Here is a 21,816-nt window from a genome sequence, read left to right as displayed (position 1 = left end):
TAAAGGGGATATGCTATGGACACGACCAACATTATTTGCAAACATAATTCGCCCTATCCAGAAATAATATGTGAAAATAAAAATAAGGATTATGCACATATCCTTCAAATTAATTATGCTGGAATAATTTCAGAATTAACTTCAATAAATCAATACCTATATCATAGCTTCACAGTATATAAAAACTCAAAGGAACTATCTGAAATATTAGAAAGCATTGCCAATGTTGAAATTACTCACCTTAAACTATTAGGAACTATGATTATAGAATTAGGTGGAGACCCTCTTTTCTGTATAAATAAAGGCAGTAAACAACTTAATTGGACACCTAAATTCATTGAATATGGATCAAGTTTAGGATGTAAACTTCGCGAGGATATAGATGGCGAGAAAGCTACTATTAGACAATATGAAAATACAATTAAACTTATTAAAGATGAAAATATTACTGCAGTAATTAAAAGAATTATTAAAGATGAAGAAGTTCACGTCAAGCTCTTAACCTCTCTACTTAATAAATATTGTAGACGTTAATACACATATAGTCCCAAGTCCTTGTATCTGTTAATTTTAAAACATATCTAATCTAAAAAAGCTACCGTTTTGTACTGATGCATCTTCAAAACTGTAGCTCCTTCATTATTTTCTTGAATTTATTAATCCCAACCTCTATTGTTCCATCATTATCTAAAATCACATCTGCATATAACTTATATAGATGATATCTTTCCTTATATAAATCATATGTTTTTTCTTTTCCGCCTTTAAGTAATGGTCTTGTAGAAATATCCAAGGATTTAATTATACTTTCTGGACTTCTATTTATAAATACTACACATCCACTAGCTTTTAATATATCCATATTTTCTTTTCTTTTAACAACCCCACCACCGGTAGCTATTACAGTATTTTCAACAGTTACCACGTCTCTTACTGCCTCAGATTCTCTATCTCGAAAAAATCCCTCACCATTTTCAAACATTTCTTTTATAGATATGTTGTACTTTTCCACTAAATACTCATCCATATCAATAAAATTAAATCCTACTGCTTTACTAACTTCTTTTCCAAAGGTGGTCTTTCCACATCCCGGCATTCCTATTAATATTATGTTATTCAAAAATTCACCACCTAATGTTGAAGTAAAATATCTAACATAGCAACTGCCACTGCACACTCTACTACGGGCACCGCTCTTTGTACAATACATGGATCATGTCTTCCATTTATCTTTAAAACATCATCTTCTTTAGTATCAATATTTACTGTTCTTTGCAGTAATGATATTGATGGTGTAGGTTTAAATGCCACTGAAAATGTAACTGGCATTCCAGTAGTTAACCCTCCAAGTATGCCTCCATTATTGTTAGTGTATGTTTTTATATTATCACCATCCATGTAGTACCCATCATTAGCTTCACTCCCCCTTAATGTTGAAATCTTAAACCCGGCTCCAAATTCTACTCCCTTAACACCTGGAATTGAAAATAACATATGGGCTAAAACACTCTCTATAGAATTAAACATTGGATTCCCCACCCCTACTGGTAAGTTAATAATTGCGCCTTCAACAACTCCACCAATGGAGTCATTCTCTTCTCTGGCCTTCTTAATTTCATTCTTCATATCCTCTTTTATGTCACTGTTTAATGTAGGAAATCTATCTACACTTAAATCATCAAGGAGTTCCTTTTCTATATTCACTCTATCAAATTCAAAGTCCTTAATATTGCCTATAGATTTTATATGAGAACCTATATATATATTACTTTTCTTAAGAATCTCCTTACATACCGCTCCTGCGAATACCAATAGAGCAGTAAGTCTTCCCGAAAAATGTCCACCACCTCTATAGTCATTGTATCCATCATACTTAATCATAGCAGGATAATCCGAATGACTCGGCCTCATTTTAACCTTTAACTCCGAATAATCCTTAGACTTAGCATTAGTATTTTCAATTATTGCAGACAGCGGTGCTCCCGTAGTTTTACCTTGAAAGATTCCACTTAGTATTCTTGGTATATCCTTCTCTACCCTGGGAGTTGAAAATTCATCCTGCCCCGGTGATCTCCTCTTCATATCTGAATATACATTATCTAGATTTATATCATATCCTGCTGGAAGTCCATCTATAACTACTCCTATAGCTTCACCATGTGATTCCCCAAATACTGATACCTTTACCTTAGTCCCTATTATTGAACTCAACTAATTCACCCCCTAATGATATGTAGTCCCGAAAGAAATTAGGATAGGATTTCTCTATAGCCATGAAGTTATTTATCATAACCTTACCTGTAGCTCTAGTTGCCGCTATAGACAAAGCCATAACAATTCTGTGGTCATTATGTGAATCCACCTCGCCTCCAGTAAATTCTTTCACTCCATTTATTATCAAAGAATCCTCAAGTTCAGTTATCCTTGCCCCAAGTTTATTTAACTCAACTGCTGTTGCATTAAGTCTATCACATTCTTTAATTCTAAGTCGCTTAGCATTTACTATTCTAGTTTTTCCCTCTGAAACACTAGCTAAAACTGCAAGAATTGGTACTAAATCTGGACACTCTGAAGCATCAATTTCTATACCTGTAGTTTTAGACGGTAGTGCTCTAATAAATCCCTGGTTTTCTTCTAATATACAACCCATCTGTTTTAACAGCTTCAATATTACCTTATCCCCTTGAAGAGATTCCGATTTAAGTCCCCTGCACTTTATATCCGATCCAATAGCTCCTGCCACTAAGAAAAATGCCCCTTGAGAATAATCTCCTTCAATATAGTAATCCCTCGGAACATATCTTTGATTTCCCTGTATTTTAAATAACTTATAATCTTCATTTGCAATTTTTATTCCAAATTTTTTTAATACATCTATTGTAAGATCTATATACCCTTTAGATTCTAAATTTGTAGTTACTATAATCATAGAATCTTTTTCTAAAAGTGGGAGTGAAAATAATAATCCAGTTATGAACTGAGAGCTTATATCTCCCCTTATCTTATATGTACCACTTGTCAGCCTTCCCTTCACCTTAAGTGGTAATGCTCCCGCCTTAGTTTCATATTCTATATGTTTTTCACTAAAAATTTCATAGTATGGAGTTAAAGGTCTTGTAGCTAACTTCCCTTTCCCTTCAAATATATATTTACCCTCTTTAACCAAAGCTATTGGAATAAGAAATCTAATAGTTGAACCTGACTCATTGCACTGAAAATTTATCTCTCTATGCTGATATGAGAATATGTTTGTTCCATCAATAATAATCGAATTCACTCCTACTTGAATCTCTGCACCTAAATCCTTCATAATTTCTAAGGTTGTAACTATATCTTTAGAAAATTGCACGTTATTAATTTTAGAAATACCATTACTTAATGACGCTGAAATTATTCCTCTATGTCCAAGACTCTTAGATGATGGAATCTCAATTTCTCCATTTAACAACCTAGGCTCAATAATAATTTTATTCATTTAATTCCTCCTTGAAAACTAAGCAATTCCCCTTTAATATATAAAATTTTCTACTTCTTCCCTAGGCACCTTCTTAATAAAACCTTCTCCTATATCTTTAAGTAATATTAAATTTATATCATTGCCTACATTCTTTTTATCCACGCCAATTATTTCAATAAGCCTTTTACTGTCTATATTATCTACTTCATAAGGCAACTCATACTTTATAAGAATTTCCTTTATACTCCTTGTAGTCCCATTAGGACAAATACCTTTTTCCTCACACTTTGATGCGATTTTAAACATCCCAATTGCAACTGCCTCGCCATGGGAAAACTTCTCAAAGTTATAAAGCTTTTCTATGGCATGACCAATGGTATGACCAAAGTTTAGTATCATTCTCTCTCCAGTATCCATCTCATCATACTCTACTATTTCTCTTTTTATATTACAGCATCTATATATTATATCTTCAAAGCTTTCAAACAGCTTAGAATAATTATCCATATTTTTTAGTTTCTCGTAAAGATTTTTATCCTTTATAAGTCCATACTTTATTACTTCACCTAAGCCATCATTTATATACCTTTTATCTAGTGTTTTAAGAACCAATGGGTCTATATACACGGCCATAGGATGATAAAAGCTTCCAATTAAATTCTTACCCCTCGGTAAATCTATAGCAACTTTTCCACCTATAGATGAATCTATCTGTGCAAGTAATGATGTAGGTATTTGTATAAACGGTATTCCTCTTAGAAGTGTTGAAGCACAAAACCCAGTTAAATCACCAATAACTCCCCCACCTAATGCAATAATTAGATTTCCTCTATTTATTTTGAAATCTAAAAGCTCATCGTATAATTTCATTAGGCACTCTATAGATTTACTTCTTTCACCCGGCTCTAAGACTACCTTTAACACCTCATACCCTTCACACTCTAAAGATTTTTCTAACATATTCCCATAATATTTATCTACATTTTTATCCGTTATTATAGCTATCCTTTCTCCATTATATATCTTTGAAATCTCAAATCCAATATTATTTATAAGTCCATTTTCAATAAAAATCTCATATTCATTATTGGGAATGTTTAACTCTATCTTTTTCATTCTGACGCTCCTTTCTTACTCGTGACGCTTTTAGAAGTTTATATAAACTTTCCTTATCACTTTCCTCTAAAATCTTTTTTATATTCTCCAAATTATATTGTAGTTTTGTTATTTCATCGATTAGATTGTTCTTATTATCCATAAAAAGACTACTCCATAAATCTTCATTTATTCTTGCTACTCTAGTTACATCTCTAAAACTTCCGCCAATAAATCCATTACAAGAACTAACTAATTCATTATTCATCATTGCAACTGCCATAATGTGCGGAATATGAGAGGTATAAGTTATCAGTTTATCATGAGTGATACTATCTACAATTTTAACAGTTGTAAATCCAATTGCCTTAGCAATTTCTCCTAACAAAGCAACATTTTCAACCTTACTATCTTCACTTGGTATTAATATATAACTTCCACCCTTTAGCATCTCTTCGGAAGCATTTTGAAAGCTACTCGTCTCCTTACCAACCATTGGATGTCCACCTATGTAATCTACAAGGCCTCTACAAATATCCATTATTTCATTTTTGTAAACATCCTTTAGTCCAGTAGAATCTGTAACTATAGCACCCCGTTTAATCTTACCGATATTTTCACTTAAAAATTCTACTTCACCCTTAGCATAGGTGCTTATTATTATAATATCACTATCCTCCATGATTTTAGTAAAAGTTTTACTCCCCTCATCAATTATACCCATTAATTTAGCAGAAGATAATACTAATTCATCTAAATCAATGCCATATAACCCTATGGGATTAAGTTTCCTAATTGCCATAGCCAAAGATCCCCCAATTAACCCCAATCCAACAACTGTGACCTTAAAATTAAATTCTCCCATAATCATAGTACATAATACTTCCTACAGCTCTCTTCCAACAACTGTAGCAATCTCCTTTAATTCATTCATTAAATTATCAAACCGTTTTGGAGTTAAAGACTGAGCTCCATCACATTTTGCATTTTGTGGGTCATTATGAACTTCTATCATAAGCCCATCTGCCCCAACGGCAACTGCTGCCTTTGCAAGACTTTCTACCATCCACCACATTCCAGCTGCATGGGACGGATCAATAATAACCGGTAAATGACTTAATCTCTTTACTGCTGGTACAGCACTTAAATCTAAAGTGTTTCTTGTGAAACTCTCAAATGTTCTTATACCCCGTTCGCAAAGTATTACATTTTCATTTCCTCCAGCCATTATGTATTCAGCCGACATTAACCACTCTTCGATAGTGCTTGATAATCCCCTTTTTAATAAAACAGGTTTATTAATTTTACCTAACTCCTTTAACAATGCAAAATTTTGCATATTTCTAGCTCCAACTTGAATTATATCAACACCCTCTACAAATCTATCTATATCATCTGTGCTCATTATTTCCGTAACTATTGATAACCCTGTTTTCTCTCTGGCTACCTTTAACAGTTCTATTCCCGCTTCTTTTAGCCCTTGAAAAACATATGGTGAAGTTCTTGGTTTATATGCTCCGCCCCTCAAAAATGTTGTTCCACTAACTTTAACACTCTCAGCTATAGATATTATTTGTTCTTCACTTTCCACTGAACATGGTCCAGCTATTATAGCTAATTTCTTCCCACCTATTGTCATTCCTCCAACATTAATAACCGTATCTTCTGGATGGAACTTTCTATTTGCCCTCTTAAATGGCTCCTCTACTCTCATAATACATTCAACACAATTATCAATTTCAATACTACCTAAATCTACCTGATTGGTGTATCCTATAATACCTATACTTACACATGATATTCCCTCTATTATTTGTGTTTTCATCCCTAAATTTATAAGTTTATTGTTTACTCTTTCTATATCCACTAACTTTATTTTAGCTTTTAAAATAACTATCATTATTAACCCTCCTAAAAATTTTTTATCATAATCAACCTATTTATTACCTATCGACATAAAATTTTCCAAAATAAAAGGAAGGCCCATAAAATGAGCCTTCCTCGTGTTTATACAAAATTTCGCAAATTAATTTTATAAACTGATTCACGTATTGGAAGATATACTCATATTTCGAAATATATTAAATTTTGAGTAGCAGAAATAACTAGCGCTATAATAAAGATAGCCCCAGCTTAAATACAAACTATAAATTTTTGCTACTTGTTTATTTAATAATTCCATTTTAGTTCTCCTCCATATTCATATTAAACTCTATATTCATTAAAGTATATCAAAGTTTGACCTTGTGTCAACACTATTTTTGTTGTATTTGAAAATAAATATTTATTTTCTTTATATTTATGAAATTTTTGCATCATAATCGTGTATATATCTTACTTCCTATGCATCCAATAAATAAATAATTATTTTCTACAAATTAAAAAACTCTTTATAGTTATCTTCCTTAAATCCAACAGTAACCTTATCTCCATTTACAAGTAATGGTCTTTTTATTAACATCCCATTAGTAGCAAGTAGTTCTATACACTCTTCCTTAGACATTTCCTTTATTTTATCCTTTAACCCCATTTCCTTATACAGGTTTCCTGAAGTATTGAAGAATTTCTTAATCTCTAACTCACTCTTATCGATCCATAGAGTTAGTTCCTCTACATTAGGATTATTTTCAACTATGTGCCTATCCTCAAATTCTATGTTGTTTTCTTGAAGAAACTTCTTCGCCTTAACACAAGTTGTTCATTTTGGATATTGTATAAATAATGCACTCATTCTATATCTCTCCCTCTACTTTATAATATTATACTTACTATTATATAATATTTATTATTAATTGCTATAGCTTAAATTATTTTTTTATTTTACCCAACAACAAAAAACTTTGATACACCTTAGCATATCAAAGTTTAAATTTTTATACTTGATGAAATTATTAACTCATTCCTATTATCATACCCACTAAATATGGTACTAACCAAATACACCATACTGTAATACTAAATTTATGGAACGCTTGCTTTTTAGCATCATCATTTTTATATAATACCCAAGTTGCCCAACCTGCATGAAACAACATTAAAACTATGGCTAACACACCAGTTACCCCATGAAGCATTTGAGCTCCTGCAGAAATTGCTGCACCTCCTTCACTTGCTATTCTACTCATTGTAAATGTTCCTGTAGTATCAAATACTAAACCTAACCAAAACATTATTAAATGCTTTTTACTTAAAGTTTTAGCCCTTCTTTCCCCAAATACACCTATTGTATAAAATACTAGTGCTAATGTAATTGTTATAATTGCAAATATTAATTTCCCATCCATTTTACTCATTCTCCTTTATCTTATCTCTTAGTTTTTTTAGATTTTTTTTTGTCTCTTCAATTTCTTCTTTAGTGAAATTTTTAAAAACCTCATCAAAACTTTCATTTATTCTGTGCCTAAACTCTTTGGCAAATTCTAATCCCTTATCTGAAAATGTAACATAAGTATTTCTCTTATCACTTTCATATTTTACTTTTTTTACATAGTCAGCACTTTCTAACCTTTGTACTATCCCTGAAACTGTCCCTTTAGCTAAGGACATTTCTTCGCACAACTCTGAAATTGTAATCTCTTTTCTATGAGCAACTAATTTTATAACCATAATTTGTTGGTGTGTTAGCCCACTATCTTTGAAATTTTTGCTTATTATATTCATTGTACTGGAATACACTTCTTTAATTAGCATTGATATTTCAAAACACCCAAATTCACTTTGCATAAGTTACCTCCTCTTTGCCTTTACATCAAGCTCTAAAACTTATTATATATTTATAACTCAATATTCGTGTTTTCGTAAACTACTAACTTTCCTTTTTATGTTTAATCCCATTTATCAAGAATATTAATCCTCCAGATGCAAGTGCAAACCCTAATCCTATATAAAACAATCCTAAATAATTATGATTAATTAAGCCTGTCTTTCTTAAAGTTATACCAAATGTCATCATAAATGCCATTATAATATACCCTTTAACATCGAAGAATGAAAATACACATAAACTTTTGTTTTTATTGCTATCAATACGTTTTAAATGCTTTTTAGCCATTTTATAAAATATAAAATTAAAAAATATTGCAAATATTATTACCGAAAATATTACTCCAATTATATTTGTACTACTAACATCTTTATATCCTATTAAAAAAACATTTACGCCTGCAATTGTCCAAACTAATCCACCTATAATTATAAGTATTTTTTTGTTTACCTTTGGGGTTAATTTTTTTATACCATCCATACTAAAATCTCCTTTAGTTCTCATGCGAACTATTTAGTTCCTATGCAAACTATTTTACCTCTATATTACTAGCTTGTCAATAATATATCGCCTTCTTATATCCAATACTCACCATAGTTCTAATTGAATATTAACCTTAGTAATATTAAGCTGTATATATCATAACTTTAAAAAGGAATATCTATTATAAATAGGATACTCCTTTTTAACACTCTAGATTGTAGGTTCTTGACTATTCATTGACCAACCATCACTTCTAACATCATGGATATCTGCAAAATCCTCTTTTACATCTATACTACTAAGCCTTTTAATTGCCCCAAAATTACGTTTTAATGATAACTTATCTCCTCTTCCTGATATAATCCATAAAGTTTTATAACCTTTCGGAATTACATCTAGCTCAGCTTCCCCTTTCCCATCGGTAAAGTATACTAATAAATTAGTATCTGTTTTGTTTACGTATTCAAATACAGGTGAAAATTTAGTACCACCACCAGTTGCAACTCTATCTTGAACCCCTTTTATAGATTTAGTCTTATAGGTCCTTTTAATGTTTGTATCACATTCTATTATAGTAACCTCATAATTGTAATTTTTCACTATTGATAATACTTCCTTAATGGCTTGTTTAAATTCTGAATCACTTATACTCCCGCTTATATCTATTGCAACCGTAACTTTAGCTTTATGCCCTCTTAGTTCCCCTCTTAAGTCTAACCTATTAGGTTGTCTTCTACTTCTTCTAGTTGTAGTTTTTTTCTTATCGCTATCTAAAGTTCCCATAAGCCTTTTTAAATATAAGTTCCAAGGAATTTCACTTTCATTTGAGCTCAGCGACTTTATTAAAGCCTCTATATGCATTGGCATTGTACCCTTATCTGAGATCGCAGCAAATTTCTCAGTGAATTCTTTCATAGTTTTATCATCTATATCTCTAAATTCTTCCCATATATCATGGGTTTTCTTAGGATCATATTCACTTTCCATATCCCCTTTACCGGTATCTTCTTCATCATCTTCATCCTCATTTAGAAGATTAAGCTCTTCTTGAATATTTTCTACATAATATTCCATGGAATTATACGGTTCTAAATTCATATTATACTTTAAGTTTACCCATTCTAAAGTCGTTGCATAAGGTGGTAACCATTCTATATACTGATTAACTACAATATCCATGGCCATATTAATAGCTAATTTACTATATCTTTCTTTTAGCTCCCTAGCCCTAGTTAAATGTAATGACAATATATGATGAATCTCATGTTTGATGCACCCTTGCATCTGCTCCAAATCTAACTGTAGAAATATTATAGGATTAAAATAAATTACATACTTTGCATCCTTGAAGTTTACTGCTGTTGGTGTTGCAATATCATCTCTAATCTCTCTATTCATTTGAATTAGAAAATAACCATAAAAATTTTCATTATCATCCATAAGCACAAAATTTACTTTATCAACTATCTTAAAGAAATCTTCTTGGATATCTCTCCATATATTCTCATTTAAATCTTTCACCACTCCATTAGCTTTAACATCACTCTTATCACTTCCCATGCTGCTAAGTCTGCTATAGAGGTCTAATCTTAACTCTTCAAATATTTTACTCATAATCTTACCTATGCCTTAATTTCACTATAAGCATTGAAATAGGTTTCTATGAACTTCTCATTTTCTAAACTTAAGTCATATATGGCTTTATTATTTTCTCTTATATCCTTCATTATCCCTATCATTAAATCTATAGGATAAACCTTTATAAATTCTATAAACCTATTTATAAGCTTCTCCTGCATTTCTTTACTCTCTGATAATTGCAATTCACTATCTAAGGTTCTTAATATATTATTAGCCGTTAGATATAACCTAGTATGACTTTCTTTAGTTATCTTTTCTATTACCTCTAAGGCTAAACCTTCACCCCTAAATACTTCTTCATAAGAAATTAGACCATCCCTTTCTGAATCAATAAACGCCAAAAACTCCTCAGCTATAATCCTACCTAGATTCCCTCTTAAAACATTTAAAAATACATTCCTAGGTATTCCATCCTTCTTATCTTTATATAGCTTGTATAACTTTGAAACTCTTTCATAACTTCTTGGCGTTGCCCTTATATCCCCATCACTTATACTATGTAAATGCTCTGGAAACGTAGATATAAATTCTATAACTTTATCCTCAATGCCACTTTCCATTGCCCATGATATCCACCCTTTAGTATCACTTTCCATATTAAGCCATACAAACCTATTCTCCTGAGCTGCATCCATATCCACAACTTGATAATCAAAATCCCCACCATACTTGCTTGATGGATTCATTGCTGCTAGAATTTTAACCTGGGTATTAAGCTTATAGCCATTTATCTCCCTATTAAGTATAAGATTCATAAGTTCTTGCTGAACGCTATGTTCACACCGATTTATTTCATCAATAAACAAAAGTACTTCTTCTCCCGACAGTATTAGTTCATCTATCTCTCTTAGCTTTGTATGAACTGCATATACTGTGACCTTTTTATTGATAATTTCTCCGTTCCTGTCCTCTATGCCGTAATCTTCAACTGTTGGTAGACCTCCGATTTCACCTTCCTTTAAAAGATTCCCATCTATAGTAACAAGACTCCATCCCTTTTCACTTGCTAAGGACTTTGCCAAAGCGGTCTTTCCTATTCCACTTTCACCTATAATAAGTGGGACTTCCTTGGTCTCTATAACAAGATCTACACTCTTTAATGTATCTTGAAAATTCATATTAATTCACCTTCCTAAACGCTCTTTAGTTTTTCACTTTAGCCTTAACATTACCTGATTCATACATTTGATTATTTCCTATCCCATTTTTAACTTCTCATCTACAGCTATTTTCTTTGCTCTAGAACTTCCATATTTGTATATGAAAATAATCTTATCCATTGATATATTCTTATACTTGTCGCTAATACTTTCACAACTTATAAAATCTCTAACATACTTTTCTTCCACATCGTAACGCCCTAATACATCTTTTAATATTTCTTCAAGTGTATCTATAGGTATGTCCCTTGAAATATACTTAATCACTAGAATATTTTCCTTTAAAAAACACCGTTTTTTTTCTTCCGTTAAATCTAAAACAAACTTTATTGCTGCCTCATTTTCTCTAATTGCAGCTATCTCCGCCTTTATAGTTGGTTGTTGTATATATCTTAATGCATCATAACTTATCTTCACTGCAGCTTTCTGCACCTTCTCATCTGGAGTTTTTATATATTTAATAGCATCATAATCCTTCTCTACCGCCATCATTTGTAACTCAGTACTTGGATTGTTTGCATACTTAATAGCCCATCCCTTTTGATGAATTCCCATTTTTATTAAGGATTCGCTAGGCTCCTTAATAAACTTCAAAGTATTCCATCCTTGTTTAACTACGAACTCCTTCATTATTTCTGTAGGATTCTCTACAAATTCAATAGCATTAACATTACTTTTTATCGCCAATATCTTCATTTCTTCAGTTTGTTCTCTTATATATTGTAGCGCTACCCCATCTTTCTCAACAGCTATAAGTTTCATTTCATCCGTTGGATTTTTAATTGTTTTTATAATAATTGGATTTCGCCTTATCATTTCAATAGTTCTATCATAATTCATAAAATTACCCCTCAAAATCACTTAATTTTCAAATAAATAATACTCCTATTAAGTAATAGTAATTATCAAATTAATTATAATCATTTTTCACTATATTTTAAAGAGGTTATTTAAATTAAGCTTTAATATAATATCTAAGAATAACTGTTAAAATAAAAAGTATTGGTTGCTTTAATTTATACAACCAATACTTTTTAGTCAGTTATTCCCAACATATTTTTTCTCTAATTTTTTTCTTGAATAAAATAATTTTACAATTGCTTTTATTACAGAATTAGTATCATTATTTCCTATAGTATAATCTGCGATTTCCTTTAATTCCTCTTGTGAATTATCTACTGCATATACATAGTCTACTTGATTAAGCATAGGTATATCATCAATATTTCCCCCGAAATAAACTGTCATATCACAATCTACCCTTCCCTTAAGATTCATTAACGCATTTCTCTTAGTTGCCTCAATACTATAAACTTCAAAAATATAGTATCCAGGATTATCCTTATCTTCTTCATAGTTTACTCTAATCTTACTTGCACAATTAAGTTGAAGAATTTCATTGTATAACTCCCTAATCACCTTTAATTTACCCATGGCTTTAAAGTATACAACTTCTCTATTTTCTGGCAACTCACTATATATATAATTTTTTAAATGTCTTATCTTTTCCCTATTATAAAAATCTTTCTCTACTGAATTTTTAAAATCACTATAATAAATATGCAGCACATCATTAATAATTGTATGTATAAAACAGTTTAATCCTTTATCTTTAAATACATCTGATATCTTCTTTGCATTTAAATACTCTATAGCTTTACATGAAACATAAGTATTTTTCTTTAAATCATATAGTGCTGCTCCATTCATCGTTATTAGCGGCATTTTAATATCTATACCATCCATTAATTGGAGCAATGTAGATGGTGTTCTATTGGTAGATATAGTTATAAGTGCATCTTCTTCTAACATTTCATTTAACTTAATCTTACTATATGTATCTATTTGATTTTGGGAATTCAATATGGCAGTTTCTAAATCAGTTATGAATAAGATTTTAGAGTTCTTTCGCTTTGGTAAGTGAAACGAATTAACTCCTAAAGAAACAAAAACACCAATAAGAGTATCAACAATTCTACTAAATCCAAATGCATAAGGACTAACATCTAGTCCATGAGATATTGTCACACTTAAAAATGCTACACATGAAATATAAGATGCTGTTTGTTTCTCAAGTAATATGGTTATATATATTAGTGGAATAATTGCTATTGAAACTAATAAATACCTAACTAATAGCATTGCATCTGGTACAAATTGTCTTTCTATTAGTAAAACCACTATTCCAAATATACCACCAATAATCGTTCCAATGCTACGGCTCCTAGCCGCCTCCATGCTATTTGCTACACCTGGTTGCATGGATAATATGGCAGATATTGATGAGTGAAATGGTATACCAACTCCACTTACTAAATAAATTAAACAACATATAAATACTGCTATAGCAGATTTTATAATCCGCATTCCTATTCTTGGCATTACAATCTCCTTTAATTTCCTGTTACTTTTTAATTCTAATTCTTGTATATCAACATAAATATACATATCCATATGAATCTATTTATACCTATTATATCATGATAATTTATTATGGTTTATATATTTATGCTTATTATGTACTTTGCATTTACATTTTTACCATTTTAGCATATAATATGTCAACAAATATATTATATATTACAATAAACTTATTTAAGTCTATTTTGAGGAGGCGTACAACTATGCTAACATTATTCAACCTTTTACCATTGATTATCATGATTATATTTCTATGCATCGGAGTCGGCATCTTCCTATTAATAAACAAGTTCTTCAAATTTAAGTAATATGATTATTATGGAGGTTCCTATTATGCTACAAGTAAATTCTAAAGATATGTTAACACTATTGATTAAAGAATCAGAATTACTATTAATATTTTTTACAAGCAATGATTTCTGAGGAAGTGAAGATTTACTTTGTAAAGTAGAAAAACTTCTTACCCATTATCCTAATGTTAAAAGTATAAAAATTGATATAAAAGATAATGTCGCTTTAGGCGCTGAACACTCTGTATTCATTGCTCCTACAATTTTAGTATTCACTTATGGTAAAGAATCTTTAAGAAATTCTAAATTCATTCTTCTTAATGAATTAGAGTCAGATATAAATAGATATTACAATTTAATATTTTCCACTTAAACTTTTCCATTGACTCTATAGTTACTATAGGCCTTATCCTTATGGTATAAACTATAATCTTTAAGGGGGATTTTTCATGAGTAAAACCTATTCAAATGAAACTATCAAACTGTTATGCCAGCGTGCAAGCTGCCGTATATTCCAAGATAAGAATATTCCTGATGAGGTACTAAATGAAATTATACAATGTGGTATCCATGCCGCTACTGGTGGTAATTTACAACCTTATTCAATAATAAAAATTACAAGTGATGACACTAAAAATCGTCTTGTTAGTGAATGTGATATGCAACCATTAGTTAAAAATGCTCCTGTAAATCTACTTTTTTGTGTAGATTGGAGAAGAATTGGTCGCTGGTGTGAAGCTTCTAATGCCCCTTTTGTAGCTACAAAGAGTTATAGACACTTCTGGATAGCTCTTCAAGACACAATAATATGCGCCCAAAATATATGTACCGCTGCTGATTCCGTCGGTTTAGGTTCTGTATATATTGGTACTGTTGAAAGTTGTTTTATGGAGTTAAAATCTATTTTTAATATTCCAGAAGGTGTATTCCCAGTAGTTCTATTAAGCATTGGATATCCAAATCAACCGCTAATACCTAATAAAAAGCTTGGTATAGAAGGAATTGTACATGAAGAAACCTATACTGATTTACCTGTAGAAAGACTTATTCAGTTACAGGATGAAAAATATGATTATAGACAGTTTCCTCTTAGTACCTCTAACATGGAATCAATGAAGCAAGTAACTTTAGATGTTGGTGGAGAAGAATATAGTAATAATATTATGCAATCTATCGTCGACCAAGGTTATATAAACAGAGCTCAACACTATTTTGGTCTTCACTATAAGGCAAACTGGTCTTGTATCGGCAATATGGACTTCATAAATGCACTTAAATCATATGGATTTCCATGGATTGATGGAGCCGACTTTCCAAATACAAATAAATAATTAACTATATTAAAATTATATATTCTATATCAACAAACCCTCAATTATACAAAAAAGAACCTATATAAATAGCACCTTTTTATTAGTGTCTATTCTATAGGTTCCATTTTAAATTTAACTTCACACCTTTTTTTAGTTTTTATTTTAGTAGTATCTGAATCTGAGTAACCCGCTCATTATGATTTTCTGATATATTAGAGCCTATTATTAATAGTTCAACTGAAGTTCCCTCAATTGTTCTCCCCATTTCACTAATATAGTCTAATAAATTTTTATAGGTATTGGACATATTCCTATAATCCCCTACATGATCAATTACGCCATAATCTCCCTCTTTTAATATGTATGTATCCTTATCACAATCTATTTTACCATCATTATTAATTGCCAGATAGCTAATAAGGTGCGGCTTGTTTTTTTCATCTAATTTTAACAACCTACTTTGATTATACATAATATCTACACTAACCCTACGCTCCTTATTAAAACTAACCAATGCCTCTATAGTATTGTCTATGCTACTATTTTCATTTACATTAATTAAATACCCTTGCCGTTTTTCTATATCTAATATTCTAGGTTTATTTGAATAATTACCTTCCTTTAAATCCTTAATGTGATCTAGTTGTTGATTAACATACTCATGAACTTTATTAAGTTTTTCTATATCTTTTTTAATACTTAACTCCAAACTTTTGAATATTTCTTCTGTTTCTTCTAATTTACCATTTATAGCTTTTTTAATTTCATTAAGCGATAAGCCTGTTGACTGTAATACCTTTATCTTCCATAATCTATAGGATGATTCCTCATCATAATACCTATAGCCTGTATTTAAGTCTATTTCACTAGGACTCAATATGCCTATACTTTGGTAATATCTAATAGCCTGGACACTAACATTATGTAATTTTGCCATATCCCCTATATTAAGTCTCATTGTTATCCCCACCCATATTTCATATTCTATAAAATTCACTCTCATCTTTTAAATTAATATATCATACCATTTCAAGTTTATTCAAGCAAAGCATTATATTATAACTTTAGCATGATTTATAGCTTAATAAATTACCAGATCTTTAATAGAATAAATGCTCAAATAAAATTATTCTAGTCTTATTTGAGCATTTTATATTATCTCACAACTCTAACAGATATTAGTTTGACATCAGTAGATATAAATCCATCCTTTACAAATTCATTTTTAAATAAATCTGTAGTTAAATATTTCTTATTATCATCAGCGAATATTGTAACTACAACAGCATCGCTACCTAATTCATCTTGTGCTTTTAAAGCCCCTAAAAAATTTGCCCCTGATGATATACCTACCCCAAGTCCTAATTCTAAAGCAAATTTCTGAGCCATTATTATAGCATCTCCATCATCCACACTGATAATATGATCAAGTTTTTCAAGTTTCATTATAGGTGGTATAAATTCATCTGATATACCCTGTATCCTATGATCACCACATTTTGTACCATAAGATAATATAGGTGAATTAGAAGGCTCTAGAGGGTATACTCTAATTCTTTCATTTTGCTCCTTCAGATACTTTCCTATACCCATGACCGTTCCACCGGTTCCAACTCCAGCAACAAAACCTTCTGGTTCTAGTCCAATACTTTTAAGTTGTTCCCATATTTCTGGTGCCGTAGTATTATAATGAGCTTCTATATTATCCTCGTTAGAGAATTGACAAGGTAGAAAGATATCCTTACTTTTATCTGCAATCTCCTTAGTGATTTTTATACTTCCCACAAATCCACCTTCTTGTTTTGATACCAATATAATATCTGCCCCAAACGACTTAATTATATTTTTTCTTTCCTCACTCATCCAATTAGGCATAACTACACATACTTTATATCCTAAGGCCCTTCCTATAGCCGCAAATGAAATCCCTGTATTCCCGCTCGTAGCCTCGACTATAGTATCTCCAGCCTTTAATATTCCCTTATCATAGGCACTTTTTAATATATATAGTGCAACTCTATCCTTGATGCTTCCTGTCATGTTGAAACTTTCTAACTTTGCATATATAGCTCTAATTTCTCCCTTATAGTTAAATCTAATTTCAATCATAGGTGTATTTCCTATAATCCCCTTTAATTCAGTAAATTTATTATGCATAATTTCACCCCATATTCGTATAATATCTAACAATTACTATGAATTTAAACATTCTACTCACCTTTAAATTAATCTTACATTTTATTTTAAATATATTTTACTTATTATTTATTCTCTGTTTATAATATGTAGATTTTTCAACTTTGTTATATGTTAATCACATTTATGCATCTAAACATAAATAACAAATCAAAGGTGTGAAAAATATTTTTATTTAGATAGTGAATTGGTTTCACAGACGGTATGAACATACTACTTATTTTTTTGAAAATGCCCTATATAAAAGTATTACTTAATATTCTATAATCATTTATAATGAAATATATGATTATAAACCCTCAATTTAAAGTGAATATATTACTCATAACTAATATAAATTTACATATATAAAATTAAAACAAATGATTAGGAGCACTTATGAAAAAAGTTTATGGAACTACAGATAATGAATATAATAATGTAATTGCACTTATTAATAAAATTTTTAGAACAAATAGAGGTTTTAAACCTACAATGATGAAAGAGTTCCCAAATCTTCTCAGTAAAAATAATATGGATAATATGAGGATTATCAAAAAAGGTAATATACCTATTTCTGTGGCAAATTTTCTTAAGCAAAGGATTCTGCTTGAGGGAGCCTCTCTAAATGTTGCATCTATAGGTGCAGTATGTACTGATCCTCTTTGGCGCGGAAAGAGTTTATCCTCACTAATACTCGATGATATTGAGAATAATTTATACATAGATGGAATTGAATTACTCTTTGTTTCAGGCACAAGATCACTTTATCAACGCCGTGGATGTACTATGACCAAAAATTTTTTAGAATATACTATATATCCTGAAAATATCCCCTTAAACTTTGAATTTAGAGAATATACTGACTCATATATGCATGAAATTTTTTGTTTATATAATACTTTATCAACTAGATTTTATCGCAGCTATGAAAATTTTATGGATCTTATGATTTCTTCCACTATCCCCTGGGGTAATATTCATTACAAAAAATATGTTATTTTTAATAACAACAAAGTATCAGGATATATTGTTCTTAAAGTTCTTAAAGGCGATGTAGATTTAGGTGAAGTAAAGGAATGCTTTATTGAAGATGCCTATATATTTGCCATATTAAAACATCTAGCCTATATAAACCATCTACAAAGCGTATCTTATAAAGTTAACAAATCAACCCCAGTATCTATCTTAACCCCACACTCTAATATAATGGTTAAAGATGCTTATCAAGAAGGTTCACTTAAGGTTGTAAATTTTGAAAAACTTATGACTAGTCTACTTCCGTATTTTTCAAATCATGTAGATGACGCAATAGTTAACCAAATTAAATTTCAAACCTCCCTATATGAACCTAATAATAATGATTCTATACCCAAAATCCTAGATAGTTCAAGCACCACTTTACCTCCACCTACCACTGAGCCAATCTGCACTGAATATATAAAAAATAATATTTTACCAGATTATAATCAAGGCTTTAAATTTGGTATAAGTGATGACCTATTAAATCATGTTGAAATAATCGATTCAGGTAAAACATATAAGTTTATACTTGATGATGAAGTTCTTGAAATCCGTAATATACGAACTCTAAACAAGTTAATATTTGAGGGCTCCACCGGCTTACATCTTAATCTTACCGGTAAAGATAATTTAAAGCTCTTTATAGATACCGTATTCCCTATTCCTTTTGTATATTTGGGAAATTTAAACTATCAATAATATAATTATTACTTAACCAATCATGGTAAAAATTTAATTTATTGGGTTTCATAAACCTTTAATCTGTATAATTAAACCCTATAATCACACGTGAGTTTCAATAATTTTACCATTTAAATTTATCATTATTAAACAAAAATGTAGGAACCTAACCAATAGTTTCCTACATTTTTGCAACTTCAAATCAAATTATGATTTAGAATTATCTTTATACAAATTAAATCTATCAACTAATTCTTTTAGCATATATGCCTGACTTGTCATTTCCTCCGAGGCTGCTGCACTTTCCTGTGCCGTAGCTGAATTCGTCTGTATAACTTCAGAAATTTGTTCTATCCCTTGATTAATTTGATTAACCGAAACTGACTGTTCATCTGTAGCACTCGTAATTTCCTTTACTAATGATGTTATTCCTACTGCCTTTCCAACAATCATTTCTAATGATAATGCAGTTTCATTTGCTACCCTTGTTCCATTCTCTACGGCTTTAATTGAATTTTCTATCAAAATAGAGGTGTCTTGAACAGCTTTAGAACTTTCACTAGCTAAATTACGAACTTCATTAGCAACTACTGCAAAACCTTTCCCAGCTTCCCCAACACGAGCTGCTTCAATTGCAGCATTTAATGAAAGTAGATTAGTTTGAGCTGCTATATTATCAATAGTTTTTATAATTTGCTCAATCCCTTTAGATGATTTAGAAATTTCACCCATGGCAAAAATCATTTCTTTCATTTTTTCATTTCCATCTAAAATAATATCTTTAGTCTCATCTGCTATTCCATTTGTTTTTTTTGCATTTTCAGCACTCATAGTAATTTGATCTGAAACCTCACTAATTGAAGCTGATAATTCTTCTATAGCACTCGCTTGATCTGTCGCACCTTCACTAATATTTTGTGCTGATCCTGCTACTTGTTCTGAGGCACATGCAACTTGGTCTGCAACTGCTGTAATTTGGTATATAGTCTCACTAAGTGTTAGTGTAACTTCCTTAATAGCCTCCTTAACCTGCTTAAATTCTCCAATGAATTCAACTTCTGAACTAATATTGAAATTACCTGTTGAAACTTCCTTTAGTCCTCTCGCAGTATCTAAAATAATTTCAGTAGTTATCCTTATCATCTTTCTGATACTATTTGCAAGACTACCAATTTCATCCTCAGACTCATAATCAATATTAATATTGAAATTACCATCTGACATTTTTATTGCAGCTTCCTCAATTTCCCTAATAGGTCTACTAATGTTACGTGCTATATATAGCGCAAAAATAACAGATGTAGCAAATCCTATACCTATGACTATAATCATAATTAAAATCGAAGTTCTTCCCCCTGAGCTTAATTTATTGGACACTTTTATACCGGCATCTACATTCATATCTACAAGTTTTTGGGTGTAATCCTGTACTATGAGTAGCTGTGGCGCCCCTTCTTCAACCCATAATTTATGAGCTTCATCTTGATTATTTACCATTCCAAGGTCTATAACTTTATTTCTAACAATGTTATATGCCTTTATTTGATTTTCAAGCTTAGAAAAAATATCCTTCGCATCATCAGAAACATTTGTATTACTAATATACTTTAAAAGTTCATCTATAATAACTGTATTATTTTTGATTTTTTCATAGGCTCCATCAAGTGCTTCTTTTTCAGTCAAAAACACAATATCCCTAATGTGGGCACTATTTTCGTTTATTAACATGCCCAAGCTACCAATTTTACCTTGGGAAAAGCCATAATTCTCTAGCGCTACTGAATAGCCTCTATTGGTTTTTTCAAGTAAATATATACCCATAAGACCTGATATACTCGATATAATTGTACATACGATAAATAGTATTAAAATTCTTTTTCCAATTTTAATATTTTTAATGTTTTTAAACATACTAAATCCCCCTTTATTCTTATATTTAAACAGTTTTCCATTCAATAAATTTTTGCTAATTTGATTTGCATTCACAAAGTCGATTTTTCCCAGTTTCCTTTGATATATATAATGCAACATTCGAATACTTATAGAGCTGTTTATAAATTTTCATATCCTAACTATTAAATTATATCTTCAATTGATTCTTAAAAATATCTCTGTGACCACAATTTCCTGTTTTTCAATATCCATATATCCTCCCAAAAAAAAATACCTTACTAAACTAATAGCAAGATGCTTTAACTATAACACTAAAAATAACTCATGTTATATTTTGCAACTGGCTATCATAGCTTACCGCTTTAGACCCTTAGCTTTGCGTCCTTGCATTTCTACAAGTTTGCCTTATTAATTTTTAAAG

At 30.6% G+C, this 21,816-nt stretch carries 20 protein-coding genes and 1 riboswitch; of the genes, 3 read left to right on the top strand and 17 right to left on the bottom strand.

Features of this window, described 5'->3' with window-relative positions; genetic code table 11:
* The first annotated feature begins 15 nt into the window (after nt 1-15).
* On the top strand, nt 16-534 hold the full coding sequence (locus RSA29_RS10965; RefSeq protein ID WP_346942940.1) for a ferritin-like domain-containing protein: 519 nt from the start codon (nt 16-18) through the stop codon (nt 532-534).
* 85 nt (nt 535-619) lie between these two features.
* On the opposite strand, the gene RSA29_RS10960 is transcribed toward RSA29_RS10965, so the two are convergent.
* The 14 genes from RSA29_RS10960 to RSA29_RS10895 all read right to left on the bottom strand — a co-directional run bounded on the left by RSA29_RS10960 (nt 620) and on the right by RSA29_RS10895 (nt 13,981).
* Nucleotides 620-1,120 (bottom strand): shikimate kinase, encoded by a 501-nt coding sequence (locus RSA29_RS10960; protein WP_346942941.1) that lies wholly within the window; start codon nt 1,118-1,120, stop codon nt 620-622.
* 11 nt (nt 1,121-1,131) lie between these two features.
* The gene (gene aroC, locus RSA29_RS10955) at nt 1,132-2,211 is read right to left on the bottom strand and encodes a chorismate synthase (RefSeq protein WP_346942942.1); all 1,080 of its coding nucleotides are present in this window, start codon (nt 2,209-2,211) and stop codon (nt 1,132-1,134) included.
* Nucleotides 2,189-3,475, bottom strand: a complete 1,287-nt coding sequence (gene aroA / locus RSA29_RS10950) for a 3-phosphoshikimate 1-carboxyvinyltransferase (protein ID WP_346942943.1) — start codon at nt 3,473-3,475, stop codon at nt 2,189-2,191. Before aroA ends, aroC begins: the two co-directional genes overlap by 23 nt.
* Before the next feature lie 33 nt (nt 3,476-3,508).
* Entirely contained in the window at nt 3,509-4,573 is a 1,065-nt protein-coding gene (gene aroB / locus RSA29_RS10945) for a 3-dehydroquinate synthase (protein WP_346942944.1), read from the bottom strand.
* Nucleotides 4,542-5,417, bottom strand: a complete 876-nt coding sequence (locus tag RSA29_RS10940; protein WP_346942945.1) for a prephenate dehydrogenase — start codon at nt 5,415-5,417, stop codon at nt 4,542-4,544. The genes aroB and RSA29_RS10940 overlap by 32 nt, the downstream gene beginning before the upstream one ends.
* Nucleotides 5,418-5,438: 21 nt before the next feature.
* Nucleotides 5,439-6,452, bottom strand: coding sequence for a 3-deoxy-7-phosphoheptulonate synthase (aroF, locus tag RSA29_RS10935; protein ID WP_346942946.1), 1,014 nt, complete (start codon nt 6,450-6,452; stop codon nt 5,439-5,441).
* A gap of 471 nt (nt 6,453-6,923) precedes the next feature.
* Nucleotides 6,924-7,283: an arsenate reductase family protein gene (locus RSA29_RS10930; RefSeq protein ID WP_346932783.1), complete on the bottom strand. Its 360-nt coding sequence runs from the start codon at nt 7,281-7,283 to the stop codon at nt 6,924-6,926.
* A 160-nt stretch (nt 7,284-7,443) separates the two neighbouring features.
* On the bottom strand, nt 7,444-7,836 hold the full coding sequence (locus RSA29_RS10925; protein ID WP_346932784.1) for an HsmA family protein: 393 nt from the start codon (nt 7,834-7,836) through the stop codon (nt 7,444-7,446).
* A 1-nt stretch (nt 7,837) separates the two neighbouring features.
* Nucleotides 7,838-8,275 (bottom strand): MarR family transcriptional regulator, encoded by a 438-nt coding sequence (locus RSA29_RS10920; protein ID WP_346942947.1) that lies wholly within the window; start codon nt 8,273-8,275, stop codon nt 7,838-7,840.
* A gap of 82 nt (nt 8,276-8,357) precedes the next feature.
* The gene (locus RSA29_RS10915) at nt 8,358-8,795 is read right to left on the bottom strand and encodes a hypothetical protein (RefSeq protein ID WP_346942948.1); all 438 of its coding nucleotides are present in this window, start codon (nt 8,793-8,795) and stop codon (nt 8,358-8,360) included.
* Nucleotides 8,796-9,008: 213 nt separating this feature from the next.
* Nucleotides 9,009-10,358 (bottom strand): VWA-like domain-containing protein, encoded by a 1,350-nt coding sequence (locus RSA29_RS10910; RefSeq protein ID WP_346943000.1) that lies wholly within the window; start codon nt 10,356-10,358, stop codon nt 9,009-9,011.
* Nucleotides 10,359-10,420: 62 nt separating this feature from the next.
* Nucleotides 10,421-11,557 carry an ATP-binding protein gene (locus RSA29_RS10905; protein WP_346942949.1) on the bottom strand — a complete coding sequence of 379 codons (1,137 nt, stop codon included), beginning with the start codon at nt 11,555-11,557 and terminating at the stop codon, nt 10,421-10,423.
* Nucleotides 11,558-11,635: 78 nt separating this feature from the next.
* A complete protein-coding gene (locus RSA29_RS10900) occupies nt 11,636-12,439 on the bottom strand; it encodes a hypothetical protein (protein WP_346942950.1) in 804 nt (267 codons plus the stop codon).
* A 198-nt stretch (nt 12,440-12,637) separates the two neighbouring features.
* Entirely contained in the window at nt 12,638-13,981 is a 1,344-nt protein-coding gene (locus RSA29_RS10895) for an HAD hydrolase family protein (RefSeq protein ID WP_346942951.1), read from the bottom strand.
* Nucleotides 13,982-14,759: 778 nt separating this feature from the next.
* On the opposite strand from RSA29_RS10895, the gene RSA29_RS10890 reads away from it, so the two are divergent.
* Complete coding sequence (locus RSA29_RS10890) at nt 14,760-15,641, top strand: nitroreductase family protein (RefSeq protein ID WP_346942952.1); 882 nt, start codon at nt 14,760-14,762, stop codon at nt 15,639-15,641.
* A 139-nt stretch (nt 15,642-15,780) separates the two neighbouring features.
* Here RSA29_RS10890 and RSA29_RS10885 read toward each other — a convergent pair whose 3' ends face one another.
* The gene (locus RSA29_RS10885) at nt 15,781-16,581 is read right to left on the bottom strand and encodes a MerR family transcriptional regulator (RefSeq protein WP_346932792.1); all 801 of its coding nucleotides are present in this window, start codon (nt 16,579-16,581) and stop codon (nt 15,781-15,783) included.
* A 197-nt stretch (nt 16,582-16,778) separates the two neighbouring features.
* Nucleotides 16,779-17,780: a PLP-dependent cysteine synthase family protein gene (locus tag RSA29_RS10880; protein ID WP_346942953.1), complete on the bottom strand. Its 1,002-nt coding sequence runs from the start codon at nt 17,778-17,780 to the stop codon at nt 16,779-16,781.
* Between the two features lie 417 nt (nt 17,781-18,197).
* On the opposite strand from RSA29_RS10880, the gene RSA29_RS10875 reads away from it, so the two are divergent.
* Nucleotides 18,198-19,520, top strand: a complete 1,323-nt coding sequence (locus RSA29_RS10875; protein WP_346942954.1) for a GNAT family N-acetyltransferase — start codon at nt 18,198-18,200, stop codon at nt 19,518-19,520.
* Between the two features lie 189 nt (nt 19,521-19,709).
* Here the strand turns inward: RSA29_RS10875 and RSA29_RS10870 are convergent, their stop codons facing one another.
* Nucleotides 19,710-21,413 carry a HAMP domain-containing methyl-accepting chemotaxis protein gene (locus RSA29_RS10870; RefSeq protein WP_346942955.1) on the bottom strand — a complete coding sequence of 568 codons (1,704 nt, stop codon included), beginning with the start codon at nt 21,411-21,413 and terminating at the stop codon, nt 19,710-19,712.
* A gap of 314 nt (nt 21,414-21,727) precedes the next feature.
* A riboswitch (cyclic di-GMP riboswitch) is annotated at nt 21,728-21,810 on the bottom strand.
* Nucleotides 21,811-21,816: the final 6 nt, after the last annotated feature.

It is taken from the genome of Clostridium sp., assembly GCF_036660475.1.
Taxonomy (GTDB): domain Bacteria; phylum Bacillota; class Clostridia; order Clostridiales; family Clostridiaceae; genus Clostridium_J.
Note: the sequence above shows the minus strand (reverse complement) of the source record. Positions and strands in the feature narration are given on the sequence as shown.

Bases quoted from the DNA above. Each gene is read 5' to 3' on its own strand.
- RSA29_RS10875 (WP_346942954.1), top strand. From the start codon at position 18,198: ATGAAAAAAGTTTATGGAACTACAGATAATGAATATAATAATGTAATT.
- RSA29_RS10890 (WP_346942952.1), top strand. From the start codon at position 14,760: ATGAGTAAAACCTATTCAAATGAAACTATCAAACTGTTATGCCAGCGT.
- RSA29_RS10870 (WP_346942955.1), bottom strand. From the start codon at position 21,413: ATGTTTAAAAACATTAAAAATATTAAAATTGGAAAAAGAATTTTAATA.
- aroB (WP_346942944.1), bottom strand. From the start codon at position 4,573: ATGAAAAAGATAGAGTTAAACATTCCCAATAATGAATATGAGATTTTT.
- RSA29_RS10880 (WP_346942953.1), bottom strand. From the start codon at position 17,780: ATGCATAATAAATTTACTGAATTAAAGGGGATTATAGGAAATACACCT.
- RSA29_RS10905 (WP_346942949.1), bottom strand. From the start codon at position 11,557: ATGAATTTTCAAGATACATTAAAGAGTGTAGATCTTGTTATAGAGACC.
- aroF (WP_346942946.1), bottom strand. From the start codon at position 6,452: ATGATAGTTATTTTAAAAGCTAAAATAAAGTTAGTGGATATAGAAAGA.
- RSA29_RS10900 (WP_346942950.1), bottom strand. From the start codon at position 12,439: ATGAATTATGATAGAACTATTGAAATGATAAGGCGAAATCCAATTATT.
- RSA29_RS10925 (WP_346932784.1), bottom strand. From the start codon at position 7,836: ATGGATGGGAAATTAATATTTGCAATTATAACAATTACATTAGCACTA.
- RSA29_RS10910 (WP_346943000.1), bottom strand. From the start codon at position 10,358: ATGGGAAGTGATAAGAGTGATGTTAAAGCTAATGGAGTGGTGAAAGAT.
- RSA29_RS10895 (WP_346942951.1), bottom strand. From the start codon at position 13,981: ATGCCAAGAATAGGAATGCGGATTATAAAATCTGCTATAGCAGTATTT.
- aroA (WP_346942943.1), bottom strand. From the start codon at position 3,475: ATGAATAAAATTATTATTGAGCCTAGGTTGTTAAATGGAGAAATTGAG.
- RSA29_RS10920 (WP_346942947.1), bottom strand. From the start codon at position 8,275: ATGCAAAGTGAATTTGGGTGTTTTGAAATATCAATGCTAATTAAAGAA.
- RSA29_RS10940 (WP_346942945.1), bottom strand. From the start codon at position 5,417: ATGGGAGAATTTAATTTTAAGGTCACAGTTGTTGGATTGGGGTTAATT.
- RSA29_RS10885 (WP_346932792.1), bottom strand. From the start codon at position 16,581: ATGAGACTTAATATAGGGGATATGGCAAAATTACATAATGTTAGTGTC.
- RSA29_RS10965 (WP_346942940.1), top strand. From the start codon at position 16: ATGGACACGACCAACATTATTTGCAAACATAATTCGCCCTATCCAGAA.
- RSA29_RS10915 (WP_346942948.1), bottom strand. From the start codon at position 8,795: ATGGATGGTATAAAAAAATTAACCCCAAAGGTAAACAAAAAAATACTT.